The organism is Vibrio sp. 10N.286.48.B8 (assembly GCF_003050085.1).
Taxonomy (GTDB): Bacteria; Pseudomonadota; Gammaproteobacteria; order Enterobacterales; family Vibrionaceae; genus Vibrio; species Vibrio crassostreae.
In genome coordinates this window covers 170,166-195,276 of record NZ_PIGD01000009.1, presented here as the reverse complement: position 1 = coordinate 195,276, position 25,111 = coordinate 170,166, and the positions used below count along the sequence as shown (strand labels likewise).

At 43.9% G+C, this 25,111-nt stretch carries 25 protein-coding genes and 2 tRNA genes; 24 read left to right on the top strand and 3 right to left on the bottom strand.

Annotated elements, in window-relative coordinates; translation table 11 throughout:
* Positions 1-39: 39 nt before the first annotated feature.
* The 6 genes from CWO08_RS12865 to cobA all read left to right on the top strand — a co-directional run bounded on the left by CWO08_RS12865 (position 40) and on the right by cobA (position 5,775).
* Positions 40-126 (top strand) — tRNA-Leu (locus tag CWO08_RS12865).
* A gap of 66 nt (positions 127-192) precedes the next feature.
* Positions 193-266, top strand: a tRNA-Cys gene (locus tag CWO08_RS12860).
* Positions 267-885: 619 nt separating this feature from the next.
* Entirely contained in the window at positions 886-3,444 is a 2,559-nt protein-coding gene (gene nirB / locus CWO08_RS12855; RefSeq protein ID WP_108020582.1) for a nitrite reductase large subunit NirB, read from the top strand.
* Positions 3,445-3,459: 15 nt separating this feature from the next.
* Positions 3,460-3,783, top strand: coding sequence for a nitrite reductase small subunit NirD (gene nirD, locus CWO08_RS12850; protein ID WP_048662836.1), 324 nt, complete (start codon positions 3,460-3,462; stop codon positions 3,781-3,783).
* Positions 3,784-3,905: 122 nt separating this feature from the next.
* Positions 3,906-4,721, top strand: a complete 816-nt coding sequence (locus tag CWO08_RS12845) for a formate/nitrite transporter family protein (protein WP_108020581.1) — start codon at positions 3,906-3,908, stop codon at positions 4,719-4,721.
* Positions 4,722-4,998: 277 nt separating this feature from the next.
* Positions 4,999-5,775 carry a uroporphyrinogen-III C-methyltransferase gene (gene cobA, locus CWO08_RS12840; protein ID WP_102433458.1) on the top strand — a complete coding sequence of 259 codons (777 nt, stop codon included), beginning with the start codon at positions 4,999-5,001 and terminating at the stop codon, positions 5,773-5,775.
* A 51-nt stretch (positions 5,776-5,826) separates the two neighbouring features.
* Here cobA and CWO08_RS12835 read toward each other — a convergent pair whose 3' ends face one another.
* The gene (locus CWO08_RS12835; RefSeq protein WP_102433459.1) at positions 5,827-6,378 is read right to left on the bottom strand and encodes a DUF4174 domain-containing protein; all 552 of its coding nucleotides are present in this window, start codon (positions 6,376-6,378) and stop codon (positions 5,827-5,829) included.
* Positions 6,379-6,627: 249 nt separating this feature from the next.
* Between CWO08_RS12835 and CWO08_RS12830 the strand changes: the two genes are divergently transcribed.
* The 3 genes from CWO08_RS12830 (at position 6,628) to CWO08_RS12820 (ending at position 9,229) form a co-directional block, all read left to right on the top strand.
* On the top strand, positions 6,628-7,101 hold the full coding sequence (locus tag CWO08_RS12830) for an NYN domain-containing protein (RefSeq protein ID WP_009845414.1): 474 nt from the start codon (positions 6,628-6,630) through the stop codon (positions 7,099-7,101).
* Positions 7,102-7,181: 80 nt separating this feature from the next.
* Positions 7,182-7,847 (top strand): response regulator transcription factor, encoded by a 666-nt coding sequence (locus tag CWO08_RS12825; protein ID WP_048660110.1) that lies wholly within the window; start codon positions 7,182-7,184, stop codon positions 7,845-7,847.
* Positions 7,844-9,229 carry a sensor histidine kinase gene (locus CWO08_RS12820; RefSeq protein ID WP_108020580.1) on the top strand — a complete coding sequence of 462 codons (1,386 nt, stop codon included), beginning with the start codon at positions 7,844-7,846 and terminating at the stop codon, positions 9,227-9,229. Before CWO08_RS12825 ends, CWO08_RS12820 begins: the two co-directional genes overlap by 4 nt.
* A gap of 207 nt (positions 9,230-9,436) precedes the next feature.
* Here CWO08_RS12820 and CWO08_RS12815 read toward each other — a convergent pair whose 3' ends face one another.
* Positions 9,437-10,741 carry a dicarboxylate/amino acid:cation symporter gene (locus tag CWO08_RS12815; protein ID WP_048660112.1) on the bottom strand — a complete coding sequence of 435 codons (1,305 nt, stop codon included), beginning with the start codon at positions 10,739-10,741 and terminating at the stop codon, positions 9,437-9,439.
* A gap of 555 nt (positions 10,742-11,296) precedes the next feature.
* On the opposite strand from CWO08_RS12815, the gene CWO08_RS12810 reads away from it, so the two are divergent.
* The 7 genes from CWO08_RS12810 to CWO08_RS12780 all read left to right on the top strand — a co-directional run bounded on the left by CWO08_RS12810 (position 11,297) and on the right by CWO08_RS12780 (position 18,513).
* Entirely contained in the window at positions 11,297-13,414 is a 2,118-nt protein-coding gene (locus CWO08_RS12810; protein WP_107899108.1) for a TonB-dependent siderophore receptor, read from the top strand.
* A 179-nt stretch (positions 13,415-13,593) separates the two neighbouring features.
* A complete protein-coding gene (locus CWO08_RS12805) occupies positions 13,594-14,361 on the top strand; it encodes a DUF3450 domain-containing protein (protein WP_108020579.1) in 768 nt (255 codons plus the stop codon).
* The gene (locus CWO08_RS12800) at positions 14,361-15,737 is read left to right on the top strand and encodes a MotA/TolQ/ExbB proton channel family protein (RefSeq protein ID WP_108020578.1); all 1,377 of its coding nucleotides are present in this window, start codon (positions 14,361-14,363) and stop codon (positions 15,735-15,737) included. Before CWO08_RS12805 ends, CWO08_RS12800 begins: the two co-directional genes overlap by 1 nt.
* Positions 15,737-16,297: a MotA/TolQ/ExbB proton channel family protein gene (locus tag CWO08_RS12795; protein ID WP_108020577.1), complete on the top strand. Its 561-nt coding sequence runs from the start codon at positions 15,737-15,739 to the stop codon at positions 16,295-16,297. Before CWO08_RS12800 ends, CWO08_RS12795 begins: the two co-directional genes overlap by 1 nt.
* Positions 16,294-16,698, top strand: a complete 405-nt coding sequence (locus CWO08_RS12790) for a biopolymer transporter ExbD (RefSeq protein ID WP_004731145.1) — start codon at positions 16,294-16,296, stop codon at positions 16,696-16,698. Before CWO08_RS12795 ends, CWO08_RS12790 begins: the two co-directional genes overlap by 4 nt.
* A gap of 19 nt (positions 16,699-16,717) precedes the next feature.
* Complete coding sequence (locus CWO08_RS12785; RefSeq protein WP_108020576.1) at positions 16,718-17,338, top strand: energy transducer TonB; 621 nt, start codon at positions 16,718-16,720, stop codon at positions 17,336-17,338.
* The gene (locus tag CWO08_RS12780; protein ID WP_108020575.1) at positions 17,335-18,513 is read left to right on the top strand and encodes a lipopolysaccharide assembly protein LapB; all 1,179 of its coding nucleotides are present in this window, start codon (positions 17,335-17,337) and stop codon (positions 18,511-18,513) included. Before CWO08_RS12785 ends, CWO08_RS12780 begins: the two co-directional genes overlap by 4 nt.
* A 124-nt stretch (positions 18,514-18,637) precedes the next feature.
* Here CWO08_RS12780 and CWO08_RS12775 read toward each other — a convergent pair whose 3' ends face one another.
* A complete protein-coding gene (locus CWO08_RS12775) occupies positions 18,638-18,958 on the bottom strand; it encodes a hypothetical protein (protein ID WP_108020574.1) in 321 nt (106 codons plus the stop codon).
* Between the two features lie 344 nt (positions 18,959-19,302).
* On the opposite strand from CWO08_RS12775, the gene CWO08_RS12770 reads away from it, so the two are divergent.
* From CWO08_RS12770 to CWO08_RS12735, 8 genes are all read left to right on the top strand, one after another.
* The gene (locus CWO08_RS12770; protein ID WP_057622184.1) at positions 19,303-19,932 is read left to right on the top strand and encodes a PepSY-associated TM helix domain-containing protein; all 630 of its coding nucleotides are present in this window, start codon (positions 19,303-19,305) and stop codon (positions 19,930-19,932) included.
* A 71-nt stretch (positions 19,933-20,003) separates the two neighbouring features.
* On the top strand, positions 20,004-20,522 hold the full coding sequence (locus tag CWO08_RS12765; RefSeq protein WP_102433467.1) for a DUF2271 domain-containing protein: 519 nt from the start codon (positions 20,004-20,006) through the stop codon (positions 20,520-20,522).
* A 118-nt stretch (positions 20,523-20,640) separates the two neighbouring features.
* A complete protein-coding gene (locus CWO08_RS12760; protein WP_102433468.1) occupies positions 20,641-21,477 on the top strand; it encodes a DUF4198 domain-containing protein in 837 nt (278 codons plus the stop codon).
* 116 nt (positions 21,478-21,593) lie between these two features.
* On the top strand, positions 21,594-21,929 hold the full coding sequence (locus tag CWO08_RS12755) for a hypothetical protein (RefSeq protein WP_102433469.1): 336 nt from the start codon (positions 21,594-21,596) through the stop codon (positions 21,927-21,929).
* Positions 21,926-22,519 carry a DUF6162 family protein gene (locus tag CWO08_RS12750; protein ID WP_108020573.1) on the top strand — a complete coding sequence of 198 codons (594 nt, stop codon included), beginning with the start codon at positions 21,926-21,928 and terminating at the stop codon, positions 22,517-22,519. Before CWO08_RS12755 ends, CWO08_RS12750 begins: the two co-directional genes overlap by 4 nt.
* Positions 22,520-22,564: 45 nt before the next feature.
* Positions 22,565-23,500 carry a metal ABC transporter solute-binding protein, Zn/Mn family gene (locus tag CWO08_RS12745; RefSeq protein WP_108020572.1) on the top strand — a complete coding sequence of 312 codons (936 nt, stop codon included), beginning with the start codon at positions 22,565-22,567 and terminating at the stop codon, positions 23,498-23,500.
* Complete coding sequence (locus CWO08_RS12740; protein WP_108020571.1) at positions 23,500-24,234, top strand: metal ABC transporter ATP-binding protein; 735 nt, start codon at positions 23,500-23,502, stop codon at positions 24,232-24,234. Before CWO08_RS12745 ends, CWO08_RS12740 begins: the two co-directional genes overlap by 1 nt.
* Positions 24,234-25,109: a metal ABC transporter permease gene (locus tag CWO08_RS12735; protein ID WP_108020570.1), complete on the top strand. Its 876-nt coding sequence runs from the start codon at positions 24,234-24,236 to the stop codon at positions 25,107-25,109. Before CWO08_RS12740 ends, CWO08_RS12735 begins: the two co-directional genes overlap by 1 nt.
* Positions 25,110-25,111: the final 2 nt, after the last annotated feature.

The following is a 25,111-nucleotide window of genomic DNA, read 5'->3' as shown; positions in this document are numbered from 1 at the left end:
TTACTTTTCAGTAATCGGCATCGCAATAAAGAATTGCGTGCCCTGGTGGTGGAATTGGTAGACACAAGGGATTTAAAATCCCTCGACGTTCGCGTTGTGCCGGTTCAAGTCCGGCCCGGGGCACCATCTATTTGATTGTTACCTTTTACTAGGTGACAATCAAAAGAGTTGTTCTCTTAAAACACTACTGAAGGCGCCTTGGCAGAGTGGCTATGCAGCGGATTGCAAATCCGTGGACCTCGGTTCGACTCCGGGAGGCGCCTCCACTATTAAAAGTTGAAGGGCCAGCAGAAATGCTGGCCTTTTTGCTATCTGAAATTCTAAACCCTCCATGCTATGTTCAAACTTCCACGTATGTTATCTAGTCAATAACACCTCTAGGAACAAGCTCTTATCTGATCACTTTCTTTGCCTGTCTGTTCCTTGTGTAAACCGGTCATTTGCTAAACAATCAACAGCATCTGTTAACCAATTTTGGTGGTTTTTGAGTGAAATTAGTGGGGAATGGAAAAGGCGATTGTCTTTTGCGTCATTGAGTTCTTCATATTTAGACATAGTTGCTCATGATCCTGTAACGCTTTCATTAGTTATTACACTTATTATGACTACAAATGAAAATGATTGTCATTTACTTACGTTGCTGCTAACCTATTGTGAAACTTTACAACATCTTATCTAATGCACAAAAGTGTATATAAAACCCCGCTAAACCTTATTAAAGCTGCGGTTATTCGTTTGCTTCGTATGATAAATCAGCAGATCTACCTCTTTTGTTCTACCCCTTTTGGGTAGTTCGTTTTCGTAATTGATTTACATCATATTTTCATTTTCTTTCATAATTCATTATTCGCTCAGTTAAGAAATATATAACCTTCAGGAATTCTTATGAGCAAGATGAAGCTAGTCGTAATCGGTAACGGGATGGTCGGCCATCGCTATATCGAAGATTTAGTCGAGAAGACAGATGTTGCAAACATGGACATCACGGTGTTCTGTGAAGAACCACGTGTAGCCTATGACCGTGTACACCTTTCTTCTTATTTTTCACACCACACTGCAGACGAACTTTCTTTAGTTAAAGAAGGTTTCTACGAGAAACACGGCATCAATATGCTGATCGGTGAACGTGCGATAAACGTTAACCGTGAAAAGAAAACAGTTTACTCAAGCACTGGTCGAGAAATTCAATACGACAAACTTGTTCTTGCTACCGGTTCTTTCCCATTCGTACCGCCAATCAAAGGCAACGAAGGTAAAGACTGTTTCGTTTATCGCACTATCGAAGATCTGAAAGCTATCGAAGCAACCGCTAAGAACTCTAAGTCTGGTGTTGTTGTGGGTGGCGGTCTACTTGGTCTTGAAGCTGCAGGTGCACTTAAAGCACTTGGCGTAACCACACACGTTGTTGAGTTTGCTCCTAAGCTAATGGCCGAGCAGCTTGACCAAGCGGGTGGTAACCAACTTCGTCAAAAAATCGAACGTATGGGCGTTAACGTACATACAAGCAAGAACACGCTTGAGATTGCTCCTGAAGGCACTGAAGCTCGTAACGTAATGCGTTTTGCAGACGGTACAGAGCTAGAAACTGATTTCATCGTATTCTCTGCTGGTATTCGCCCACAAGACAAACTTGCTCGTCAAATGGGTTTAGGTATTGCACCTCGTGGCGGTATCGAGATTAACGATCACTGTCAAACGACAGACAAAGATATCTACGCTATCGGTGAGTGTGCGTCTTGGAACCAAACGTTCTACGGCCTTGTTGCTCCTGGTTATAAGATGGCGACGGTAGCGGTTGATCACGTTGTTGGTAACGAAAGCACATTTGAAGGTGCGGACATGTCTGCGAAGCTTAAGCTTCTCGGCGTGAAAGTAGGTTCTATCGGTGATGCAAACGGCCGTACTCCTGGTTGTAAGAGCTACGTTTACCAAAACGAAGAGTCAGAAGTTTACAAACGCCTAATCGTATCTGAAGACAACAAGAAGCTTCTTGGTGCGGTAATGGTTGGTGATACGTCTGACTACGGCGATCTTCTTCAGCTAATGCTGAATGAAATCGACCTACCAGAGCACCCAGATGCATTGATTCTTCCTGCTCATGCTGGTGCTGAAAAGCCAACACTTGGCGCGGACTCTCTTCCTGAATCTGCAGTTATCTGTTCTTGTTTCGATGTAACTAAAGGCAAGATTGCACAAGCTGTTGCTGAAGGTCACCACACAATTGGTGATATCAAAGCAGTAACAGGCGCAGGTACGGGCTGTGGTGGTTGTATTCCACTTGTGACTTCAGTACTGAACGCTGAACTTGCTAAAGCTGGTGTAGAAGTGAAGAACGACGTATGTGAACACTTTGCTTACTCTCGCCAAGAGCTTTTCCACTTGATTCGTATCGAAGAGATCAAAACATTCGACGAACTACTAGAGAAATACGGTAAAGGCTACGGCTGTGAAGTATGTAAGCCTCTAGCGGGTTCTATCCTTGCTTCTTGCTGGGGTGAACACATCCTTAAGCCTGAGCTAGTGAAACTGCACGATACCAACGATAACTTCCTAGGTAACATGCAAAAAGACGGTACTTACTCTGTAATCCCTCGTATGGCGGGTGGTGAAGTAACACCTCAAGCACTAAGTGTTCTTGCTGATGTTGCGGCTGAATACAACCTGTACACCAAGATCACGGGTGCACAACGTATCGGTCTATTCGGTGCTCAAAAAGATGACTTACCAGCAATCTGGAAGAAGTTAATCGCAGCAGGCTACGAAACTGGTCAAGCTTACGCAAAAGCGCTTCGTATGGCGAAGACATGTGTTGGTTCTACTTGGTGTCGTTACGGCGTTCAAGATTCAGTTGGCCTAGGCGTGATGATCGAGAACCGTTACAAAGGCATCCGTACTCCTCATAAGATGAAGTTTGGTGTGTCTGGTTGTACTCGTGAGTGTGCTGAAGCTCAAGGTAAAGACTTAGGTATTATCGCAACTGACGCGGGTTGGAACATGTACGTGTGTGGTAACGGTGGTATGAAACCTCGTCACGCAGACCTACTTGCAAGCGACTTAGACCAAGAAACTCTAATCAAGTACATCGACCGTTTCATGATGTTCTACATCCGCACGGCTGCTCAACTGCAACGTACTTCGGTATGGATGGACAACCTAGAAGGTGGTGTTGATTACCTACGTGAAGTGATTGTAGACAACAAGCTTGGCATCAATGACCAACTTGAAACTGACATTGCTGGCCTAGTGGATAACTTTGCTTGCGAGTGGACAGACACAATCAACGACGAAGCTCAACTTAAGCGCTTTGCACACTTCATCAATGCTGATGATCGTGATGAAAACGTTGTGTTTGTTGATGATGGCCGTGAACAACACCGTCCAGCGACATTCACTGAGAAACACCCTGAAGCGAAGGGCGATATCCTTCACGTTGAACTGGTTTAATTGGGAGACGACATCATGGCATTTACCAAAGTTTGTAAGATCGAAGACATTATCCCAGGTACAGGTGTTTGTGCATTGGTTGGTGGTGAGCAAGTAGCTGTCTTCCGCCCAACTAAGGCTGAAGAAGTATTCGCGATTAGCAACACAGACCCATACTTCCAATCTAACGTGTTATCACGTGGTCTGATTGTTGAGCACAAAGAAGAGCTTTGGGTGGCAAGCCCACTTAAAAAGCAACGCTTTAACCTAGCAACAGGTGTGTGCATGGAAGACGAGAACTTCAACGTGAAAGCGTACAAAGCTCGTGTTACCAAGGGTGCTGTAGAAATCTCTGCTTAATCTTTGGATGAGTAAGATTTGATAGTTCAAGGGTTCTAGTTCTCGATATTGCCTTAACTCGGTAACTAGAGCCTTTTCCTATCCAATTTTAACTTTTAATTTTACTTTTTAAGGACAACATTATGTCTCCTGATTACAAACCAGCTGAATTCGTTCAAACGATGATCGATGTGGGTGAAGCGAAAACTAAAACAAGTACTCGCGATCTTCTGATTCGAAGCACTATGGCTGGTATCATCCTTTCTCTAGCGGTTGTTGTAGCAATTACAGCAATGGTACAAACAGGCATTGGTCTTGTTGGCGCACTAGTGTTCCCAGTTGGCTTCGTGATTCTAAGCGTTATGGGTTATGACCTAGTAACTGGCGTTTTCGGCCTTGCGCCTTTGGCTAAATTCGACAACCGTCCAGGCATCACTTGGGGCCGTATCCTACGTTGTTGGGGTATTGTTGGTCTTGGTAACCTTATCGGTTCTTTGATTGTTGCTTTCCTAGTGGCTGTTTCTTTAACAGGTAACTTCTCTCTAGAGCCAAACGCTGTTGCTCAAAAGTTCATTGCTGTTTCTACAGGTCGTAGCTTAGGCTTTGAAAACATGGGCATGGACGGATGGATCACGTGTTTCGTACGCGGTATCTTCTGTAACCTAATGGTATGTCTAGGCGTGATTGGTAACATGACAGCACGTACTGTGTCTGGTCGTGTAGCAATGATGTGGTTCCCAATCTTCATCTTCTTCGCACTAGTATTTGAGCATACGGTAGTAAACATGTTCCTATTCCCACTGGGTATGATTCTAGGCGCTGATTTCGGTATCGCGACATGGTTGAACTTCAACCTTATCCCTACAATCCTTGGTAACATCGTTGGTGGTTTGTTCTTAACATGTGTTCCTTTGTTCCTAACACACGCAAGAACCGCTCCTTCTCTAGGTGCTAAGTAATTCTGAATACGGTGAAACGTAATTTAGTGTGAGATTAAGAGCCCCAACAACATGTTTGGGGCTTTTTTAGTTCGAAAGCCCTTATATCATTGCGCAAATTACTCGCAATAGACTGTTTTGTTATAATTACTTCTATCTTCGTTAGTATTTAGACTGAATATTTAATTCAACACCTGATAGTCTAAGGGTTAAGGATTTGGATAAGTCATCATGAATACAGTGACTTATCACATAGATTGAAGCTTGAGATAAAACAAGCAAACCTTCGGAGCACAGCATGTCAGAAGTATCGTCATCGAATGTTAAAGAAGTAACCAAAGGATTGGTTTCATTAGTAGGCGCGGGTCCGGGCGACCCAGACTTACTTACGTTAAAAGCGGCACGAGTGATTCAACAAGCAGACGTTTTGGTTTATGACCGCTTGGTATCAAAGGATATCTTGGCGATGGCTAACCCAGAAGCGGAAATGCTGTATGTGGGTAAAAAGCTCGATCATCACTGCGTACCTCAAGATCAGATCAACCAACTATTGGTCACTAAAGCACAAGAGAACAAGCATGTAGTACGCCTTAAAGGTGGAGACTCATTTATCTTTGGTCGTGGCGGGGAAGAGTGTGAAACACTGGCTGAAAATGACGTTAGATTTGAAGTGATTCCGGGCATCACAGCTGCTGCAGGTGCTACGGCTTATGCGGGTATTCCGTTGACGCACCGTGACCATGCGCAAAGCGTTCAGTTTATTACCGGTCACCTTAAGAAAGACGGCGAAGATATTGACTGGCAATCTCTTGCTCAGCACAACCATACAATTGTGTTTTACATGGGGTTAAAAGAGAGCCCAAACATTCAGAAAAACTTACTGGATAACGGTATGCGAGCTGATATGCCTGTAGCGATCATTGAAAACGGTACTCGCCAAGAGCAAAAGGTTTACCGCGGTGGGCTGAGTGATTTGGCAAGCCTTGCTGCTACAGCAAAGAGCCCTGCACTTATTGTCGTTGGCAGTGTAGCTCAGCTACATGAAAAGCTAGATTGGTTTAACAAGCAAGCTTAATTATTTGGCCTTCTAGTTGTCTTTTTAAACAATTGCTGAACTCATCAAGTATCAAATACTGCAGCGGCTGCTTTGTCGCTGCATTTCTTGTTGGCGCATTGGCATTTCATCGATGATATTGGTGATTTTCTGCCAGTCTGTCTTACCGCTCCACCTGTGTTTCTCTTTTCCGTCTTTACCTATCAAAACAGCAGTATGTGAACCTTTTGGTATTCCATAGCTATCGGTTACGGCTTCTAGGTTAAATTCTTCTTCAAGCCAAGTAGGGACTGTGTAGCCGCTCTCCGCAATGACAATGATAACTACGTCTCTTTCATCCAATTGACAGTTGTTGATCAACACTTCATTGAGAAATTCTTTGACGACGGAATCTTCCTTTGGTGCAAAGTAGATCACGCTACGGTGCGGTAACGGTTTTGAATGTGAATAGGCAGGGTAGGCAAGTACCGAGTGAATGGTTGAGCTCATGACCAATACTGTGCTGATAGTCAGTAGTTTAATCAAGCTAAACCAGACGCGAAAACTTGCCGAATAATTCATTGATTTCGCTGCTTTGGCTGTGTCGATGCTTACGCACGATTTGTTTATTTGTCGGTGTAGCATGGCCAACCTCCCTTGAAAACTCAAAGTCTGAGAATGATTTGAAAGTTACGTAGGGAAGAAAGTTAAGCTCAGAACCATTCGATAAACGTACAACACAAATCAACCTACATTAAGCATAGTTAGGATTACGCTAAACATACGGAGATTTACGTTAACGGAAGGAAACAAGTTCATTTTTATTGAGTAAAGCGACTCGCATTTTATAAGTGAATAGAATAGGGTATACGGAAAATCTAAAGGTATGAATTTATGGAAAACATAGCAATTTTGGTCGACGTTCAGAACGTTTACTACACGACGCGCGACAAATACCGTTCTAACTTCGACTATAACCAGTTTTGGTATGTTGCCACAGAAGGGCGTAACGTGGTTGAAGCCAATGCTTACGCGATCTCTAGCCAAGATCCAAAACAGCGTCAATTTCACCACATCCTTCGTGGTGTTGGCTTTAACGTAAAGTTAAAACCGTTTATTCAGCGTCGAGATGGAAGCGCAAAGGGGGATTGGGATGTCGGTATCGCGTTAGATGCGATAGAACTTGCTGAGACAGTTGATACCATTGTTTTAGTATCTGGTGACGGTGATTTCGAAATCCTTGTTGAGCGAATCAAAGAACGATTTGGTAAGCCAGTTGAAGTGTATGGTGTACCGGGGTTAACTGCTCAAAATCTTATCGACTCTGCCTCAAAATTTGTACCGATTGAAAAAGATTTCTTACTATAGGGTAAATCTCGCATTTTATAATTGAAATCAATAATAACGATAATTAAAATGCAAACTATTATTATTTATCGGTTTGTATGATGTCGCGCGTTTTAGTTGTTGATGATGATATTCAGTTATGTGAATTGTTGGGCGAAGTCTTAGAAAATGAAGGGTATCACGTTGATACCGTTCATTGCGGTGAGTCCGCGCTTGAGTTTATTCAATCGAACCCTGTCGATTTAGTTTTACTCGATGTAATGCTTCCAAACCTAAGTGGTATTCAAGTGGCAAGGCGTATTTGTCAGCGTTTTGCTACTCCCATTCTTATGCTAACCGCGCTTAACGACGATGCCTCAATGCTCGATGGTTATCAAGCTGGAGCCGATCAGTACATCGCTAAACCTTTCAATGTTCCTGAACTCTTAACCCGAATTAAGGTGATCTTGCGCCGAGTGGGTTTTGAGCGTCAGAGACAATCTTTAGCTTCCTCTAATCACGGTTTGTGTGAACAACTCTCTCGTTTGCCATTAACCGGTACTGAAAAAGACTTGCTTGATTATCTTGTTAAAAATGACGGTATCGTGGTTTCCAAGTCTGACCTTCAAGTCCATGTACTTAAGAAAGAGCTGTGTCCTTTCGATCGTAATTTAGATATGCATATCAGTAATATACGTCGAAAATTGGTGCAGGCGGGCCTGTCGAAACAGCACATTAAAACCGTTCGTGGTAAAGGCTACAGTTACCTAGAGTCGGTCGGCGCATGAGTGCCCATCTAATACGTTGCCCGGATTTCATCGCTAAGCGAAAAGATGGATTAACCTTTCAATTGTTTAGTTACCTGACAGTGATTCTAGTGAGCATTTTGATCCTGCAAGGTGTCGCTGAAAGAGCGTTGATGAAGGCTCTGCTAAAGGTCCCTGAGTCCGTTAAAGCAGAAATGTTGGATCTTGCTCATCAAGCGAATGTTTTGATCGAAGAAGGGGACATGGACGAGCTAGCTGACTGGGGTAATGCTCAACGTTATTATTTGTTCGTTATTGACGAGAATAACCGCCCAATTACGCACCGACACATGCATCCACACTTCGAATTTAAATTGAAGTTTCTGCGTACCTTAGACCACCAACTGAGTGACCGTGTGAGCAAGCCAATTTTTGGCTTGCCACTGGATAACGGCAGTACGCTTGTTATTCAACTTCCTCACCAGTTTCACCCCGCAAAATCCTTTGCTCCATACTCCTATATGCTTAAAGCTGTGATTGCCTTGGTGGTATTGTCTCTGTTCTCGATTATCATGGCGAAAAGCTTGCAGCAACCGTTGGATAGATTGAGAGAAGCGAGTCGCAGACTTGCTCAAGGCGATTTCACTGTCAGTGTGGTATCGGAGTTAAATTCCACCACGCGAGAATTCAACGAGCTTGCACACGATTTTGATCATATGACCTTTGAGATTAAATCTCTGGCTGAAAAACAACGTCGTTTGATTCGTGATGTGTCACACGAGTTAAGAACGCCATTAGCAAGGCAAAACCTCGCACTACACCTGCTACGAAGCAAGGTTGATGATAAAAGCATTGGTTTGCTAGAACGAATGGAAAGCGAAACAGAAGAGATGAACAAGCTGGTGGGTGAGATACTTGAATTTAGCCGCTTAGAAACCTCTCGCTATGACTCTAAATTAAGCTTAATGCACCTAGAGCACTATTGCTCGATGTTGATCGCGCAGATGCAAAACGATTTAAAGCCGAATCAAACTTTGATTGGTGACTTAGAGATACCGACATCAATGGTGAGTGTTGATGAGAGACTACTTCTTCGAGTGATCGGTAACTTGGTAGGCAATGCAATTAAATACGCGGGTGAGAGCGCTCATGTTGTCGTGACTACATACGAACAGATAACAGATAAACGTTACAGTGTCATATCTGTGGAAGATGATGGTGAGGGTATTGCTGATAACAAGATTGCGGGTATATTCGACCCGTTTACACGAATTGAATCAGCGCGAGATAAACAGTCTGGTGGCTATGGGCTAGGCTTAGCGATTGTTAAAGAGGCAATGGTTGTTATGAATGGGCATGTAACTGCAGAGAATAGAGACGGTGGGGGGCTTAGAGTGAACCTTATGTTCCCAATCGCTGATTAGCTTTCTGTTTTTATCTGTCGTGTTCCATAGGTAACTATGATTGAAAGCGTGCTTAGAAATATAACTAATAGATATAGTTTAGAAACATCGCCCAATAAAAAACGCCACTGCATCTGCAGTGGCGCTTTTCTTTATGTGCTTTGAATGAGCTAGACGTAGCCATTAATTACGCCAGAGCTTGAAGACAAGAGCATCAGATAAGCGAGACTATGCCTGTTGGCGAGCTAGCTTAACTTCTTCTTCTTTCTCACCTGCTGCTGGGTCGTTGAAGCGAGACTCGTCTAGAGCGCCTTCAGACTTAGCAACGATGATAGATACGGCACTATCACCAGTGATGTTTACAGCGGTACGAATCATATCAAGAAGGCGGTCAACACCCATGATTAGAGCGATACCTTCAAGTGGTAGGCCAACTTGGTTCAATACCATCGCTAGCATAACAAGACCAACACCAGGAACACCTGCAGTACCAACAGACGCCAGTGTCGCCGTTAGGATAACCATTAGGTAATCACCCATAGATAGGTCGATGTTGTACGCTTGCGCGATAAACGCAGTCGCAACACCTTGCATGATTGCAGTGCCGTCCATGTTCACAGTTGCACCTAGTGGTACTGTGAAAGAAGCGACTTTGTTGTCTACGCCCATGCGGTTCTTAGCTGTTTCCATTGTTACTGGAATTGTTGCGTTTGAAGATGCTGTTGAGAATGCAAACATGATTGCATCTTCCATCTTACGTAGGAACGTAATCGGGCTAAGGCCAGTGAACCCTTTAAGCATTGCGCTGTAAGTCACCAGACCGTGCAACAGCAGGGTACCCGCAAGCACTAAGAAGTATTCTGCTAGGTTCCAAATCGCGCCCAAGCCAAGGCCAGAGAACAGTTTCGCCATCAAGAAGAACACGCCGTAAGGAGCAAGGTTCATTAGTAGCGCAACTAGCTTCATGATCACTTCGTTTAAATCAGAGAAAACGGCAGCGATACGTTCGCCTGGTTTGCCGGCTGCACTGATTGCGATACCAAACAACACTGCAAATACGATAACTTGTAACGTTTTGCCCTCAGCCATCGCCTGAATAGGGTTAGTTGGGAACATGTCGATGATTACTTGGCCTAAAGAAGGAGCATCCGCTGATTTAAAAGAGCTCGCAGCAGTAAGATCCGCACCAGCTCCAGGTTGGAACAGGTTACCGATAGTAAGTGCTAGAGTGATAGCAACGGCTGTAGTACCGATATAAAGTGCAAGCGTTTTGCCCCCCATACGGCCAAGAGTTGATAAGTCTTTAAGAGAGCTTGTACCGCACACTAGTGAAACGAAGACTAGAGGTACAACAAGCATTTTTAAACTGGCGACAAAAATCTGTCCGCCTACTTCAAAGAGTCCGTTAACGATGTAGTTGTTAACAAAGCCGCTGTCTGCAAAAAGGGATTGAATGGCAAATCCCGTTAATATGCCCACGACCATACCGAGGATAACTCGACCAGTTAGAGACATAGGTTTCTTGGTATTCATTTAGAACACTCCTTATTATTTATAACTTTGATACCTTTTCAAAGTGAGCAGGAGATTAGCAGTCGGTTGTTCAAATCGAAAAACAAAAAATGAGTTTGAAATTATAGATGTGATCACAATCACTGATAATTGTGTAAATTAAACAAATAAAAACAAAATAATTCACTATTCATTTACATTTGTCGAGGGTTTTATACATAAAACCGTCATTTCAAAGGTAGTAAATAAGACAAGACAATTTTCTTATCGATTGTCTCTTCTTAAATTGACCGAACCAATATCGTTATTTCAAAATATTTGACTCTGATAGCCAGTTTTTGACGTAAATACAGGTTAACTACCTGTATTGAATTGGCTTTAATGAATTTTAAGAAACGGCTGGTCGGTAGTCCTTTACAAAGCTTTACGAATGCAAAGAATGTAAATTTAATGCAAATGGTAATAGTTATCACTTATATTCACTCCCGAAATGATTAGTGGTACCGGAAACGGTTCAACGAGTACATCGAATAAATAAAAAGTGCTCGAATAAAAGAATAAAGCGGAGTAAAGGACATGTTTTCAAAGAGCCCATTGGCTTTAGTGATCGGCGCAGTATTAGCTTCACCAGCAGTATTGGCAGAAACAGTAAAAACAGACGAGCATATGGTTGTTGAAGGTCGCGACTACGGTTACAAAGCCGACACGAACACAACAGCGATGCGTATGGAGGCAACTCAATTAGAGACTCCGGGACAAGTTTCAGTAATCGATGAGCAAATCATCGATGAACAGCGTGCTAGCACGTTAGGTGAAGTTCTTAAGAACGACGCATCTGTTGGTGCGGGTTCTAAATCAACTAACCGTGAGCGTTTCACGCTTCGTGGTTTTAATTTGGAGAGTAGCTCTGGTTACCTGCGTGATGGCGTTCAACACTGGTCTCATTACCGCCAACCGGTAGAGCTTCTGGAGCGAGTTGAAGTATTGAAAGGCCCAGCTGGTCTACTTTACGGTAAGTCTGCTCCTGGCGGTCTTGTGAACATGGTTTCTAAGAAGCCAACATATGAAACTCAAGTTAACGTAAGCCAAGATATCGGTTCTGATAGCTACACGCGTACTACCGCTGATGTTAGCGGTTCATTAAATGATGACCAAACTTTACGTGCTCGTTTGATTGTTTCACAAGAAAACCAAGACTCTTACCGCACACGTTTTGATGGCACAGATGTAGAGACTGACCGTTTTGTTGGTGGTCTATTTGTTGATTACGATATCAACGAAGACATCATGTTGTCTGTTCATTACGACCGCACTATTGAAGAGGGCGATTTAGACAACGGTTCTAAAATCGATACTTCTACTGGTAAAGTTATCGACCCTAACACGGTTAATGACCAACGCTTTGCTCAAACGGACAACGACGTTGCAAACTACGGTGCATCTGTAACCGCTAACTTGAACGACGCTTGGTCTGTGAAGACAGGCATCAGCCGTCAGTTCTATGAACGTCAACGTACAGAATCAAACAACACGGTATATAGCGATAAGAGCGGCGGTTACGGCTACAAGGTATCAGACCGTCACGATGAATGGACGTTTGATACGGCTTATGTAGATTTTACTGGTGATTTCGATGCACTAGGTGTAAACCACCGCCTACTTGTTGGTGTGAATGGTCTTCATTACGATTACGAGCGTTTATACGATTCTGGCTACACATGTGTTAACGCAACAGAAGCAGAAGCAGCTGCTGCATGTGGTAACGGTTTTGATATGCCTTCTAACGTTAACTACAAGAACGACAATGAAGTGTCTCACTCTGAAAGCCAACACTACGGTCTTTATGTTCAAGACTTAGTAACGCTGACTGAACAGTGGCAAGTACTTGGTGGCGTGCGTTTCGCTTACGACAAAACGACGAGCAGCTCTAATCAAGAAGAGAGCTACAACAACATTCTTCCTAAGCTTGGTGTGATTTATTCACCAGCGTCTAATGGTTCTATTTACGCGGTTTACTCTGAAAGTTTCGAACCTGTTGGCGAAATCACAGATAAAGATGACGTGAACTTTGGTCAGTCTCAAGACGCTAAGAAGGGCACACTTTACGAGCTAGGTTCTAAATGGGAACTGTTTGATGAGCGTCTGTTTGTATCAGGAGCATTGTTCCAGATCACTCAATCGAACATGCAAGTGACTGAAGACCTAGATCCAGCAAGCAATAACGGCAAAGAGACACGCACAAGCCAAGTTGGTGAGCAAGTTCATACTGGTGTAGAACTGTCGGCTACCGGCTACATGACTGAAGCATTCTCTTTGAGTGCATCAACTATGTTCTTGGATGCTGAATACCAAAATGACCCTGCACTTGAAGGCAAAACTCCAGCTGACGTTCCTGAGTTTACGGCTAGCATTTGGTCTACTTATGCATTCAACAACGGTACTGATGTAAACCTGGGTATTTATCATGTAGGTGAGCGTTACACAGAAAGCGCTAACACATTCAAAAAAGATGCTTACACTCGTGTAGACATGGGTGTGTCACATACAATGAAGTATGATGAAAACCTAGATTTCGTTGCACGCTTCAACGTAGAAAACTTGTTTGATACTGACTACCTTGAAGGCGGCAGCACGAGCAACGTTGTTGTCGGCGAAGGCCGTAACTACATGGCGACTTTACAGGTAAAATACTAATTTGTTAGTAGGGTACTATTAATAGCTTAAATATTAAGGGGAAGGTTTCGACTTTCCCCTTTCGTGATTCCGCTATTTAATAAAAATATCCCTAGTAATGCGAGTGACTTTTAATGATAATGAGACTGCTTATCAATAAAATTCATTTGACCTTCTTCTTATAGTAAATGACTACAATTATGAATCTTTTAAAAACTAGCCTAGCGCTTGCCATCAGTTTGGTTGCAACGTCTTCGATGGCAAACAGCTTGGATCAAGCTCAATCAATTCAAAACAAGACCAATAACGCGTCGGCTTCGAGCCAAAAGATTATTGATAAAAGCTCACAAGCGACTTTAATGCTGCAAGCTGAGATTGAGCGTCTGCAAGAAGAAGTTAAAAACCTAGAAATCTATCACGATCACCTTGCTGTATTGGTTGAAAGCCAGAATCGAGAAGCTCAGAGCCTTGAAGGGCAGATCGACGAAATCAAATACACACGTCAAGGTGTTGTGCCTCTGATGTATCAGATGATTGATGGTCTTCAACAGTTAGTTGATAACGATGTGCCAATCAAGAAAGAACAGCGTTTAGAAAGAGTTGAAAAGCTGCAAGCAATGATGACTCGTGCTGACGTGAGTGATGCAGAAAAGTATCGTCGTATCCTAGAAGCTTACCAAATCGAGATGGACTACGGAATCAAGCTAGGTGCTTATCAAGGTCGAGTAGCATTGAACAGCGACAGAACGATTGAGGCTGATGTATTGCATTTAGGTCGTATCTCATTAGTTGCTCGTAATTTAAACGGCAGCCAATACTGGTCTTGGAATCAAATACAAAACCAATGGCAAGAGCTAGATTCTTCGATGAAATCTGAGTTAGATAAAGCTTACGACATTGCTAGCCAACAAGCGGCACCAAGCCTAATTACTTTACCTGTTTCTCTAACTGTTGCGGAGGTTAAGTAATGAACTTAAAGCCATTAGCAGCATTGCTTTGCATCACGTCTATTTCCTTTTCTGCTTTCTCTGCTTCTGATTCAACAGCTCAGTTGGTTAACAAAGCGAAGTCAGAAAATCGTACTCAAGCTTCTCACAATGTGGTTCGTGAAGCCGATTTTAAAAAGACTGAACAAGAGCTGAAAGCGATTAAAGCACAGCTTGAAGCGAAACGTACCTCTATTCAAGGCGCGACAGATGCTCTGACTCAAACCTTCAGTGATAACGAAAACAAGCTTGCTCGCTTAGAAGAGAAGCTGCGTTTAGAAACCGGTAGCTTAGGCGAGTTGTTTGGTGTCGTTCGTCAAAACGCAAAAGAACTAGGCGCAGAGCTTAGCTCAACAGTAAACAGCGTTGATCGCGCTGAGCACACAGCGACCGTTGACCAAATTATCGATGCTAAATCCCTGCCATCAATGCCACAACTTTCTGGTTTGTGGATGAGCATGGTTGAGCAGATTCAAGCGAGCTCTGAGCTTAGCAAGTCTCAAATTGCATTCATTAATGGTGAAGGTAATACACAAACTGTTGATGCGTATCGTTTAGGTTCGATTGGTCTTGTGACAGATCAAGGTTATGTTAGCTGGAACACTCAGCGTGAAGATGCGATTGCGTATCTGAAACAGCCATCGAATGGTCCAACATTGGCATCGCTTTCTACATTAGCAAATGGCGACGTGTCTAACGTGGTTGTCGATCCTTCTCGTGGGTTCATGCTAGAGCAACTAGCGCTAACGCCAAGCCTAACTGACCGTCTACAAGCGGGTGGTGTTGTTGGTAAAGTGATTCTTGGCTTACTTGCAATCGGCTTAATCATCGCATTGGTTCGTGGTGTTTCATTAGCTATCGCTCGTCAGAAAATTCGCGCACAACTTAAGAACCCTGAACAAGCAGGTGATAACCCACTAGGCCGTGTTCTTGCAGTGTACAACAAAGAACAAAACCAAACGGTTGAAGCGTTAGAGCTGCGACTTTTAGAAGCGGTAGTGGATGAGCAGACTCACCTAGAGAAAGGCCTATCTATGCTTAAGCTATTGGCGGCACTTGCTCCAATGTTAGGTCTTCTAGGTACTGTAACCGGCATGATCGAAACATTCCAAGTGATCACACAGTTTGGTAATGGCGACCCTAAAGTAATGGCGGGCGGTATTTCGATGGCGCTTGTAACGACGGTACTTGGTCTGGTTGCGGCAATGCCTCTTCTACTGGCGCACAACATTCTTAGTACTCAAGCAGAGAACATTCGCAATATTCTTGAGAAGCAAGGTATTGGTCTTGTTGCTGAGCAAGCAGAAAAGACCGTTGAATCAAACGCTGTTGTTTCACCAGTTGGGACTGCTGCGTAATGGATATTTTGTCGGGTTCTCTATTACCAGCGAGTTGGTTAACGAGTGACTGGCTGCTGTCTTTATCAAGCTTTATGGAGCAGGGCGGTTTCGTTCTGTGGTGGCTAGCGGCTGTCGTCCTAGTGTATTGGGTGCTTGTGGTAGAACGTGTGCTTTATCTTGCGTTCTACTTTCCAAAGCAGCGCCAAGCTTGGACTACTAAGTGGCATGAAAGAGAAGATCACTCTTCTTGGCATGCCAAAGCCATTCGCGAAGGTTGGTTAGGGCAAGCGAGTATCTTACTTAACCAAAACTTGAACTTTATTAAGCTGTTAGTCGCTATTTGTCCGATGTTGGGTTTGTTAGGTACCGTCACCGGCATGATCTCTGTTTTTGATGTGATGGCGACTCAAGGAAGCAGTGACCCTAAATTGATGGCTTCAGGTATCTCGTTGGCAACACTGCCAACCATGGCGGGTATGGTTGCTGCATTAGCCGGCATGTTTGTTCATGCTCGTTTAGCGAAAGTGTGTAACCGCTTAGAATTGAAATTAGAAAAATCTTTAAGGAGTCAACGATGAGACTCGGTCGACGTCATTCAAAAAACGAAGAGGCTCAAATAGACCTTACTTCGATGCTTGATATTGTATTTATCATGCTTATTTTCTTTATTGTGACCAGTTCATTTGTTCGTGAATCAGGGGTTGAAGTCAATCGCCCACAAGCTTCTAACGTAGTAAGCCAAAAGGATGCGGGCATCTTTGTTGCGATTACTTCTGCTAACGACATCTTTATCGACAAACGTGTCGTAGATGTTGAACGTGTCCAAGCAACGTTAGAACACTTGTTGCTAGAACAACCTGATGCTTCTTTGGTTATTCAAGCGGATGAACACGCTTACAACGGTACGGTTGTTAAAGTGATGGACGCGGCTAAAGGTGCGGGTGTTAAAAACATTGCGCTTGCTGCTGAAAAGCGATGATCTTGGAGGATCTTCATAAATGATTCGCCTATTTCTTGCTTTACCGCTGGCGGGTGCATTGGGCCTGGCTCTATTTTCTTTCATGGCTTGGATGGTCGATAATGGCCATCAACGTTCACCAGATGATAGCGAGACGTTGAGTTTCAACATGGTGATGGTTGAACAAGAACAAGAAGTTCAAAGAAGACAACGTGCCGTCCCTGAGAAACCAGAAATGCCAGAGCCACCACCAGAAGCGCAAACGTCTCAGTCACAAGCTGAAGTCACGCCTCTGAATTCGATGTCTTCACTGCCTTCATTAGATTTGAATACATCGGTTGATGGCTTAGCGATTAACGCGCCGACATTTTCTGATTTTGGGTCAAACCAACAGGCAATGCCTCTGTATCGAGTTGAACCTCGTTACCCAGCAAAAGCGCTTAAGCGCGGGGCTGAAGGCTTTGTTACATTGAGTTTTACTATCGATGAAACAGGCCGACCGACGGATATTCAAGTCACTGACGCAAACCCGCGTCGTATGTTCGAGCGTGAAGCGATACGTGCTATGAAAAAATACAAGTATCAGCCGAAGGTTGTTGATGGTAAAGCGACCCCTCAATTTGGACAAACATTTACCTTTGAATTCAAGTTGGCAAAATGATGAAACAGATATGGATATTAGTGGGCTTGTTGTTAATGCCCCTTACAACACAAGCAAAAGAGCTAACTCAATATACTGCTATTCGTGTTCAAAAGGCGCATAAGCTTGCTCAAGATGAACAGGTTAAACAGGCGATTGACGTACTTGCAGGATTGGAGCTTTCGAAAGGCTACGACAAAGCGTACGTAGCTCGCATGCTTGGTGTGTTTTACTGGCAAGATGGTAAAACCGACACGGCAATTAAGCAGCTTACTTATGCGGTCGACAGTAATTTACTGGTGGATGAACAGGCTTGGGTAACGAAACGCATGCTTGCTGATCTATTACTAAACGATCAGCAGTTTAAAAAAGCGCTTCCGCACTATTACGAGTTAGTAAAAACTGCGCTAGAAAAGGAAAAGAAAGACACACTTTGGATGCGAATTGCACAAGCTGAATATCAAATTGAAAACTGGTCAAAAGTACTGGTGGCCATTGGTAATCGCGACAAGTTCAATACAAAACCAGAGTTGTCTCCTCTGTCGCTAAAATTGGGTGCTCAGCTACAGTTAAAGCAGTGGAAACAGTCTATTCCGACACTGGAAAGCCTCATTGAACTTCAACCAGAGAAAGATAACTGGTGGCGTCAACTTGTTGGTATTCAGCTAAGATTAGAACGTAATCGTGATGCATTGAACACGCTAGCGTTGGCTGATCTACAAGGTGTTGAGTTGAAAAACTCAGACCGTAGATTACTGGCTCAGCTTTATGCTAAACGAGGCATTCCAGAGAGAGCAGCACAAGAGATCGCTAAGTTAGATGATGCGAACAACGATGTTCAACTTCTGGCTGAACAAGCAACCTACTGGCAGCTAGCGAAAGAATGGGACAATGCGATTGAAGTGTGGACGTTAGCGTCTAAAAAAGACACTCAGTATCATTGGAATGTGGCTCAGCTATTGGTTCAGCAAGGTTACTACGACCGAGCTCTGGTTGTTTTAGATAAAGTGAAAGACAAGAACAAGCAAGCCGATGTCGCTTTAGCGAAAGTACGTTCATGGTACAAGCTAAAGAATCTTGATAATGCTCTCGCTCAAGCGAAACGTGCGAACAACATTGAACCTTCTTCTGAAGCAAAAGGTTGGATTAAATATCTGACTCAGTTAAGAACAGTGAGTGATAACGGCAATGTCTAATTGCTGTTAACACAACAGAAGACAAGAGAAAGTAACAAATAGAAAAGGGTGTCATTTGATGGTTCAAGTGACACCCTTTTTGATTTTTCAGTTAGAGCTTACCTAGTTTTACAGTTTGGTTTGACTAAGGATCGCACATTGTCCCACTAGGCGTTGCACTTTGAATCACACCGCTAGTGTCGACAACCCAATTAATGGTGCAGTCACGATAAGGGTTTTTAAAGGCATGCACTGTATAACCATTGTCTAACGGCTTCTTGGTTTCAATCCAAGCATAGTTTCGAGATGCCCAAAAACTGATAGGGCGTGACCGTTCGGTGAGATAACGTTCTTGTACATTGGTTATGTCTGAACCGATGTATTGTTGAATATGTTCTTCCGTGCTGGCTATTTGGCTGGTACACGCCGTTACTAGTGCAGCAAAAGCCAAAACAATAATACGCATTTCAAATCCTTTTAAGCTTAATTAGCTATCATCAAACCAGTGATCAAATAGTCCCAACTTTCTATCCTTAAAGCCACCACTGTTACCTTAAACCCATCTCAATCAAGCGTGTTGAGATTGAGGTTTTTTGAGCTTTGACTCTATTAATCGATAACTGCAAATAGAACGAATCAAATCCCTTAAGTACACGTTAGCAAGAATATGCATACAGTTCGATTACTTCCCATGTAATGTTATGTAAATTTCCTTACGCCACTCGGCAAACGTAAACAATGTAAATTGAATGCCAATACGAATGATTATCAACTAAATTGTCGCCATAAAATTTATAGGTATTGGTTTGTATGTCGTTAAAAAGTAGGGCGGTTCAATCATGGGCTCGTCGACTTCATGTTTATATTTCAATGGCACTTCTGTTCGTTGTTCTTTTCTTCTCAGTGACAGGTATCACCTTGAACAGACCTGAGTTATTTGAATCAAGCCAACCCAATATTCAACGCTCTACTTTAGAGCTTCCTACGAGTTTGTTCACGATCCAAGACGGGCGATTAAAAGCCGACGAGACAGCCTTTGAAACGTTTCTGTTTGAAGAAGCCAATCTGTCTGGTGTTCCTTCAGGTTTGGACATCTACGCAGAGATTGAAGGCGGTGAGTTGCTCATCGGTGAAGTGTCTATGGACTTCAAAGGACCAGGCTACAACGCTTCCGTGTTTGTTGACGTTACGTCTGAATTTGTAGAAGTCGAAACCACGAATTACGGCGTTATCGCATTGTTGAACGATCTACATAAAGGTCGTAACAGCGGTGAAGTATGGAAATGGTTTATCGATATCACTGCGCTACTGATGATCTTTTTTGTGCTGACTGGCGTGTGCTTACTGTTACCTAAGAAAAAGACGCTTAATACTTCCATCAAATGGACGGTGTTTGGGTCTGCAATCTCACTTGTTATCTATTTTGTCGCCGTGCCTTAACGCTTGATTCGATTGATGAATCGGATTGAAAAACGAACTTAAGGTTAAACGGATTTAAAAGGTTGTTAAACATGAAAAAAATGAACAGGAGCAAGGCGCTTCTTGCTTTATCTCTTTTGCCAAGCCTAGGTATGGCACAAGTGATCCCTGATACGGCAAAACTTGATGTCAGCTTTGAGCTTCCAAAAATCGATACCTCTATGTATGCGCGTCCTTATGTGGCGGTATGGGTAGAGAACAGCGAACGAAAGTCCGTGAAAACCATCGAGCTTTGGGTCGGTAAAGACGAATGGCTTAAGGATCTGCGTAGCTGGTGGAGAAAGGTTGGCCGTTACGATCGTGAACTGGTTGATGCTGTAACGTCTGCAACCCGTCCTGCTGGTCAGTACCGTTTCGTTTGGGATGGCAAGAGCGACAGCGGTGAAACGTTAGAACAAGGCGAGTACACGGTTCATATTGAAGTGGTTCGTGAACACGGTGGCCGTAACTACCTTCGCCAAAAAGTATCACTCACAGATTCAAACGCGTCTTACGAATTAAAAGCAACGCAAGAGACGGGTGTAATCGCCCTGAACTACATCGCTAAATAGTAAGTGCGAACAGTAACTAGTAAGTACGAACTAAAACCAAGCTGAACAGAATAGACAGTGGTCATCGTAGGCTCAGATAGAGCGACACGGCTAACAATTATAAATAATGGAATTGAACATGATGAAACAGACAAAAATCAAAGCACTTGCTCTAGCGGGTGTGATGGTATTCGGCCTAGCAGCAACGACAACGGCACAAGCTCACCCACGTTGGATTTTGCCATCTCACTTCACGGTATCTAAAGAAGGTGGTGATTGGCTAACGTTCGACGTTACTGCGTCTCACGGTACGTTTGTTTTTGATAAGCCTGCTGGCAGCGAAAATGCGCATGTCATCATGCCTGATGGTCGCAGCGAGCGTCCTAACTTTGTGATTCGTGGCAAGCGTCGTTCAATCTTTGATTTCTATTTTGAAGAAGAAGGTACACACAAAGTGGCGATCAACAACCAGCCGTCTTACTACACGCAATACAAAGCGGGTCGCCGTGACACGGTGAAGTGGATTAAAGCAAACAAAGCTGAGCGTGACTCTGTTCTTCCTGAAAAATCACGTGACGTGGTAACACAAATCAGTTTCACTCGCGCAGAAAGCTACATCACGGTAGGTAAGCCAACGGATTCAGTGTTCAAAATTGAAGGCAAGCTTCTTGAAATGAAGCCAGTGACTCACCCTTCAGACATCGTTGAAGGCGAACCTGTAACATTCCAGTTCTTCTACAACGGTGAAATCCAGAAAGACGTGAAAGCGGAGATTACTCGTGAAGGTACGCTTTACCGCAACCACCAAGAGCAGATTGATGTGGTGAGTGATGAGAACGGTGAAATCACGTTCACTCCAGACGTCGCGGGTCGTTACGTAATGAAAGCGAACTACAAAGGTGAGTTGATTGACAACCCACTGGCAGACAAAGCAAGTGCGAACGTTCACCTAACGTTCGAAGCTCTGCTTCAATAATCTGTGATGTCGGGGCTCGATCCCTGATTAAGCAACCAAAAAACTTAAGGGCTCATTTGAGCCCTTTATCGCTCAGTTTACTACTGAGAATTTGCACTGTGGCTAGGGTACGAACCATGACAATAAAAACAAAACTTAACGCATTAATGACTCCTTGCTTGGCTCTGGGACTTGGTTTCGCTGCATTACCTGCACAAGCACACTTTCCATTGATGAGCTGCTGGTTTGAAGGCAAAACTGTGGCTTGCGAAGCGGGCTATTCAGACGGCAGTAAAGCTATTGATTACGCGGTTGAGATGTACGACTACGAAGACAACTTGATTGCAAAAGAGATGACGGATAAACGCTCTATCGTTGAGTTTCCAAACCCTGAGACTGAGTTTTACCTTGTGTTTGATTCAGGCCACGAGTTTCCTGTTGAAGTGGACGTTGTTGAGATCAGCGAGAAATGATGATTCAAGGTGTACGTGCTGACACGGGCGGCAGAGAAGGCAAATGGGTAGGGCTGATCATTGTGTTCATCCTGAGCTTTGCCACGGTTGCTATCCCATTTCATCAAGCAGAATCGCATATCAAAGCGGTACTTGATCATCAAATCTTAGTGACCGATGTCGAGCAAGAAAACTTGGCGATGTTATCAGAGCTGCGTTTAGCGCATGAAGAGATTCGTGACCTGCGTATGGACTCAGACGGTGAATGGCCAAGTGTTACGTCACTTAAAGATGAATGGGTCGCGCCATTTGTTGAAGACCAGAGTTGGAAGCGCAAAGGTTCTCATACTTGGTTATTGGACGAGCGTGGTTACTATTTCTCTGCTCCAAGTGAATCTGCGACACCAAGTGAACAAGCTACGCCAACCGATCATGGTTCTGCGGATTCCTTTATTTTAAACGCGAACAGCGTTTCTCCTGAAATCTGGATCTTCTTGGATGGCGTAGCGAAACAGCCAGCTACTTTTGACCAACACACGCTTGAGTCTACTGGTTGGAAAATGGTCGTGAATGAATCAGAAGTTGAACAGCATGATGCTTCTTCTCATTAAACAATCCGGCTTACAAAAATGCTCACTAATAATAAGAGAATTACTATGCGAATTATGACTCTATTGATGTCGTTATTAGCGGTGTTCATGGCACCCAATGCATTGGCAAATGAATATAAGATCGACAGCGATAAGCTGACGATTGGTATCACGCTTCAACCTTACTACAGCTATGTAAAAGCCGTGGTTGGCGATAAAGTCAACATTCTTCCTTTGGTTGACGCAGGTTTTAACCCACACAACTACTTACCACAACCGAACGACCTGAAGCGATTGAGCCAAATGGATGCAATCGTAGTAAACGGTATTGGTCACGATGACTTCGCGCTTAAAGTGATTTCAGCCGCGCAACGTCATGACCTAGTGGTGATCGAAGCAAACAAAGAAGTGCCCTTACTTCCAGCATTAGGCCAGTCTGTGGGTCAAGGTGCGGTGAACCCGCACACGTTTGTTGGACTTTCGACAACAATTCAAAAGGTTTACACCATTGCGAGTGAGGTATCTAAGCTCGACCCTGACAACGCGGCTTTTTATCGTAAGAATGCACGTAAATACGCAAAGCAATTTCGCTTTATGAAGCGCGATGCGATGTTGTCATTAGGTGAGTTAGATACATCAGGTATGAAGGTCGCGACTACGCATAATGCTTATGGCTACATCCTTCAAGAGTTTGGTGTGGATGTCGCGGCGGTGATTGAGCCTGCACACGGTGTTGAACCAAGTGCTAGCCAACTTCAAGAAACGATCGAGAAAATCCGCGCATCAGGCATTGATGTTCTGTTCTACGAGCTAAACATGCCAAATCGCTTTGTTGACACGATTGAAGCAGAAACAGGCGTTCAGCTTTACCGTTTCTCTCACATGACGCACGGTGAGTATCAAGACGATAAGGTGGAAGTCGAAATGAAGAAGAACTTAGAAACGTTAATCGAAGCAATGAAATTTGCGGCGGCGAACCAAGCTAAAAGCGGGAACGCATAATGCTAGGTCCATCAATTTCAATCAATCAACTTGGTCTGCAATACGACAACAACGTCATTCTTGATGATATTTCACTAGAACTTAAAGCGGGTCAGTGCCATGTGATCATGGGTCCAAACGGTGGTGGTAAAACTTCTTTGCTGCGCTCAGTGCTTGGCCTTACGCCGTTCTCTGGGCAAATCAATATCCATTGGCCAGAAAAGCCAAGTATTGGTTACGTTCCTCAAAAAGCGACCTTTGAATCGAGCTTACCCCTGACGATAATGGATTTCGTACTGCTTAACCAAACTCGAATTCCGCTATTTTGGCGTCGTAAGTCTAAGCAGTTGGATCTCGCATTAGCGCAATTGGATCGTGTGGGAATGGCGACTCGTAGCGACCGCCGTATGGGCCAGTTATCAGGTGGTGAGCAGCAACGTGTGTTGTTTGCACAAGCGTTATTGGATAACCCAAGCCTATTGGTGTTGGATGAACCTACGACAGGCATGGATGAGCAGGGCGTTCGTTATCTTGAATCTCTGATTCGTGAATGTGTTGATGAAGGCCGCACGATTCTTGCCGTTCACCACGATGTAACCGCAGTACGTCGCCTTGAAGCGAATGTACATGTTGTGAATCGATTCTTGGTGGATAGTGGCCCACATGAACAAGTGCTGCACCCAAGTAAAATCGAGAGTTTATTTCAGCACTACAGCAGTGGTGCAGCCATCGCTAAATCGAAGGAGGTTGCGTAATGGAATGGTTACGACAACTTGCCGTAAGTGGCGTTGAAGCAGGTTGGCTATCTGACAGCTTCATGTATGCGTTCATGGTGAATGCATTAGTTGCTGCATTGTTACTGGGCCCGTTACTAGGTGGCCTTGGTACTTTGGTGATTGCAAAGCGTCTGGCTTTCTTCTCTGAAGCGGTGGGTCACGCGGCGTTAACCGGCATCGCTATCGGTGTTCTGATTGGTGAGCCACCAGAAAACCCAATTATTGGTTTGTTTAGCTTCTGTATGATCTTCGCTTTGCTTCTTCACTTCGTGAGAAATAGAACCAATGTGCCATACGACACCTTAGTCGGCGTTTTCCTTGCACTTGCGTTAGCGGTTGGCGCGGCATTGCTGATGTACGTGGCACGTAAGATCAATATCCACATGCTTGAGAACGTGTTATTTGGCTCGATTCTAACGGTAACAGACCAAGATTTAGCAATTCTCGCAGGCAGCTGCGCGATCATCATTTTGCTCTTGATACCGACGTTCAACCGTATTCTCCTTACTTGTATCAGCCCTGATATTGCCAAGGTTCGTGGTTATAACACCAGCTTCTACGACTACCTGTTTGTCATGATGATCACCTTAGTGACGATTGCAGCGGTGAAAATAGTGGGTGCGGTTTTAGTGGGTGCGTTGTTGCTGATTCCAGGTGCGACCGCTCGATTGCTGACTAAACGCATGGGGAGCTTTGTACTGCTTTCAGCATTACTCGCAACCATCGCGTGTTTGGTCGGAACAGTATTACCGATGGAACTTAAACTGCCAGTGCCATCTGGTGCTTCAATCATCATCGTTTCTGCAACATTTTTCCTAGCGGCAACGCTATACCGAATTGTAAGAAAGGCATAATC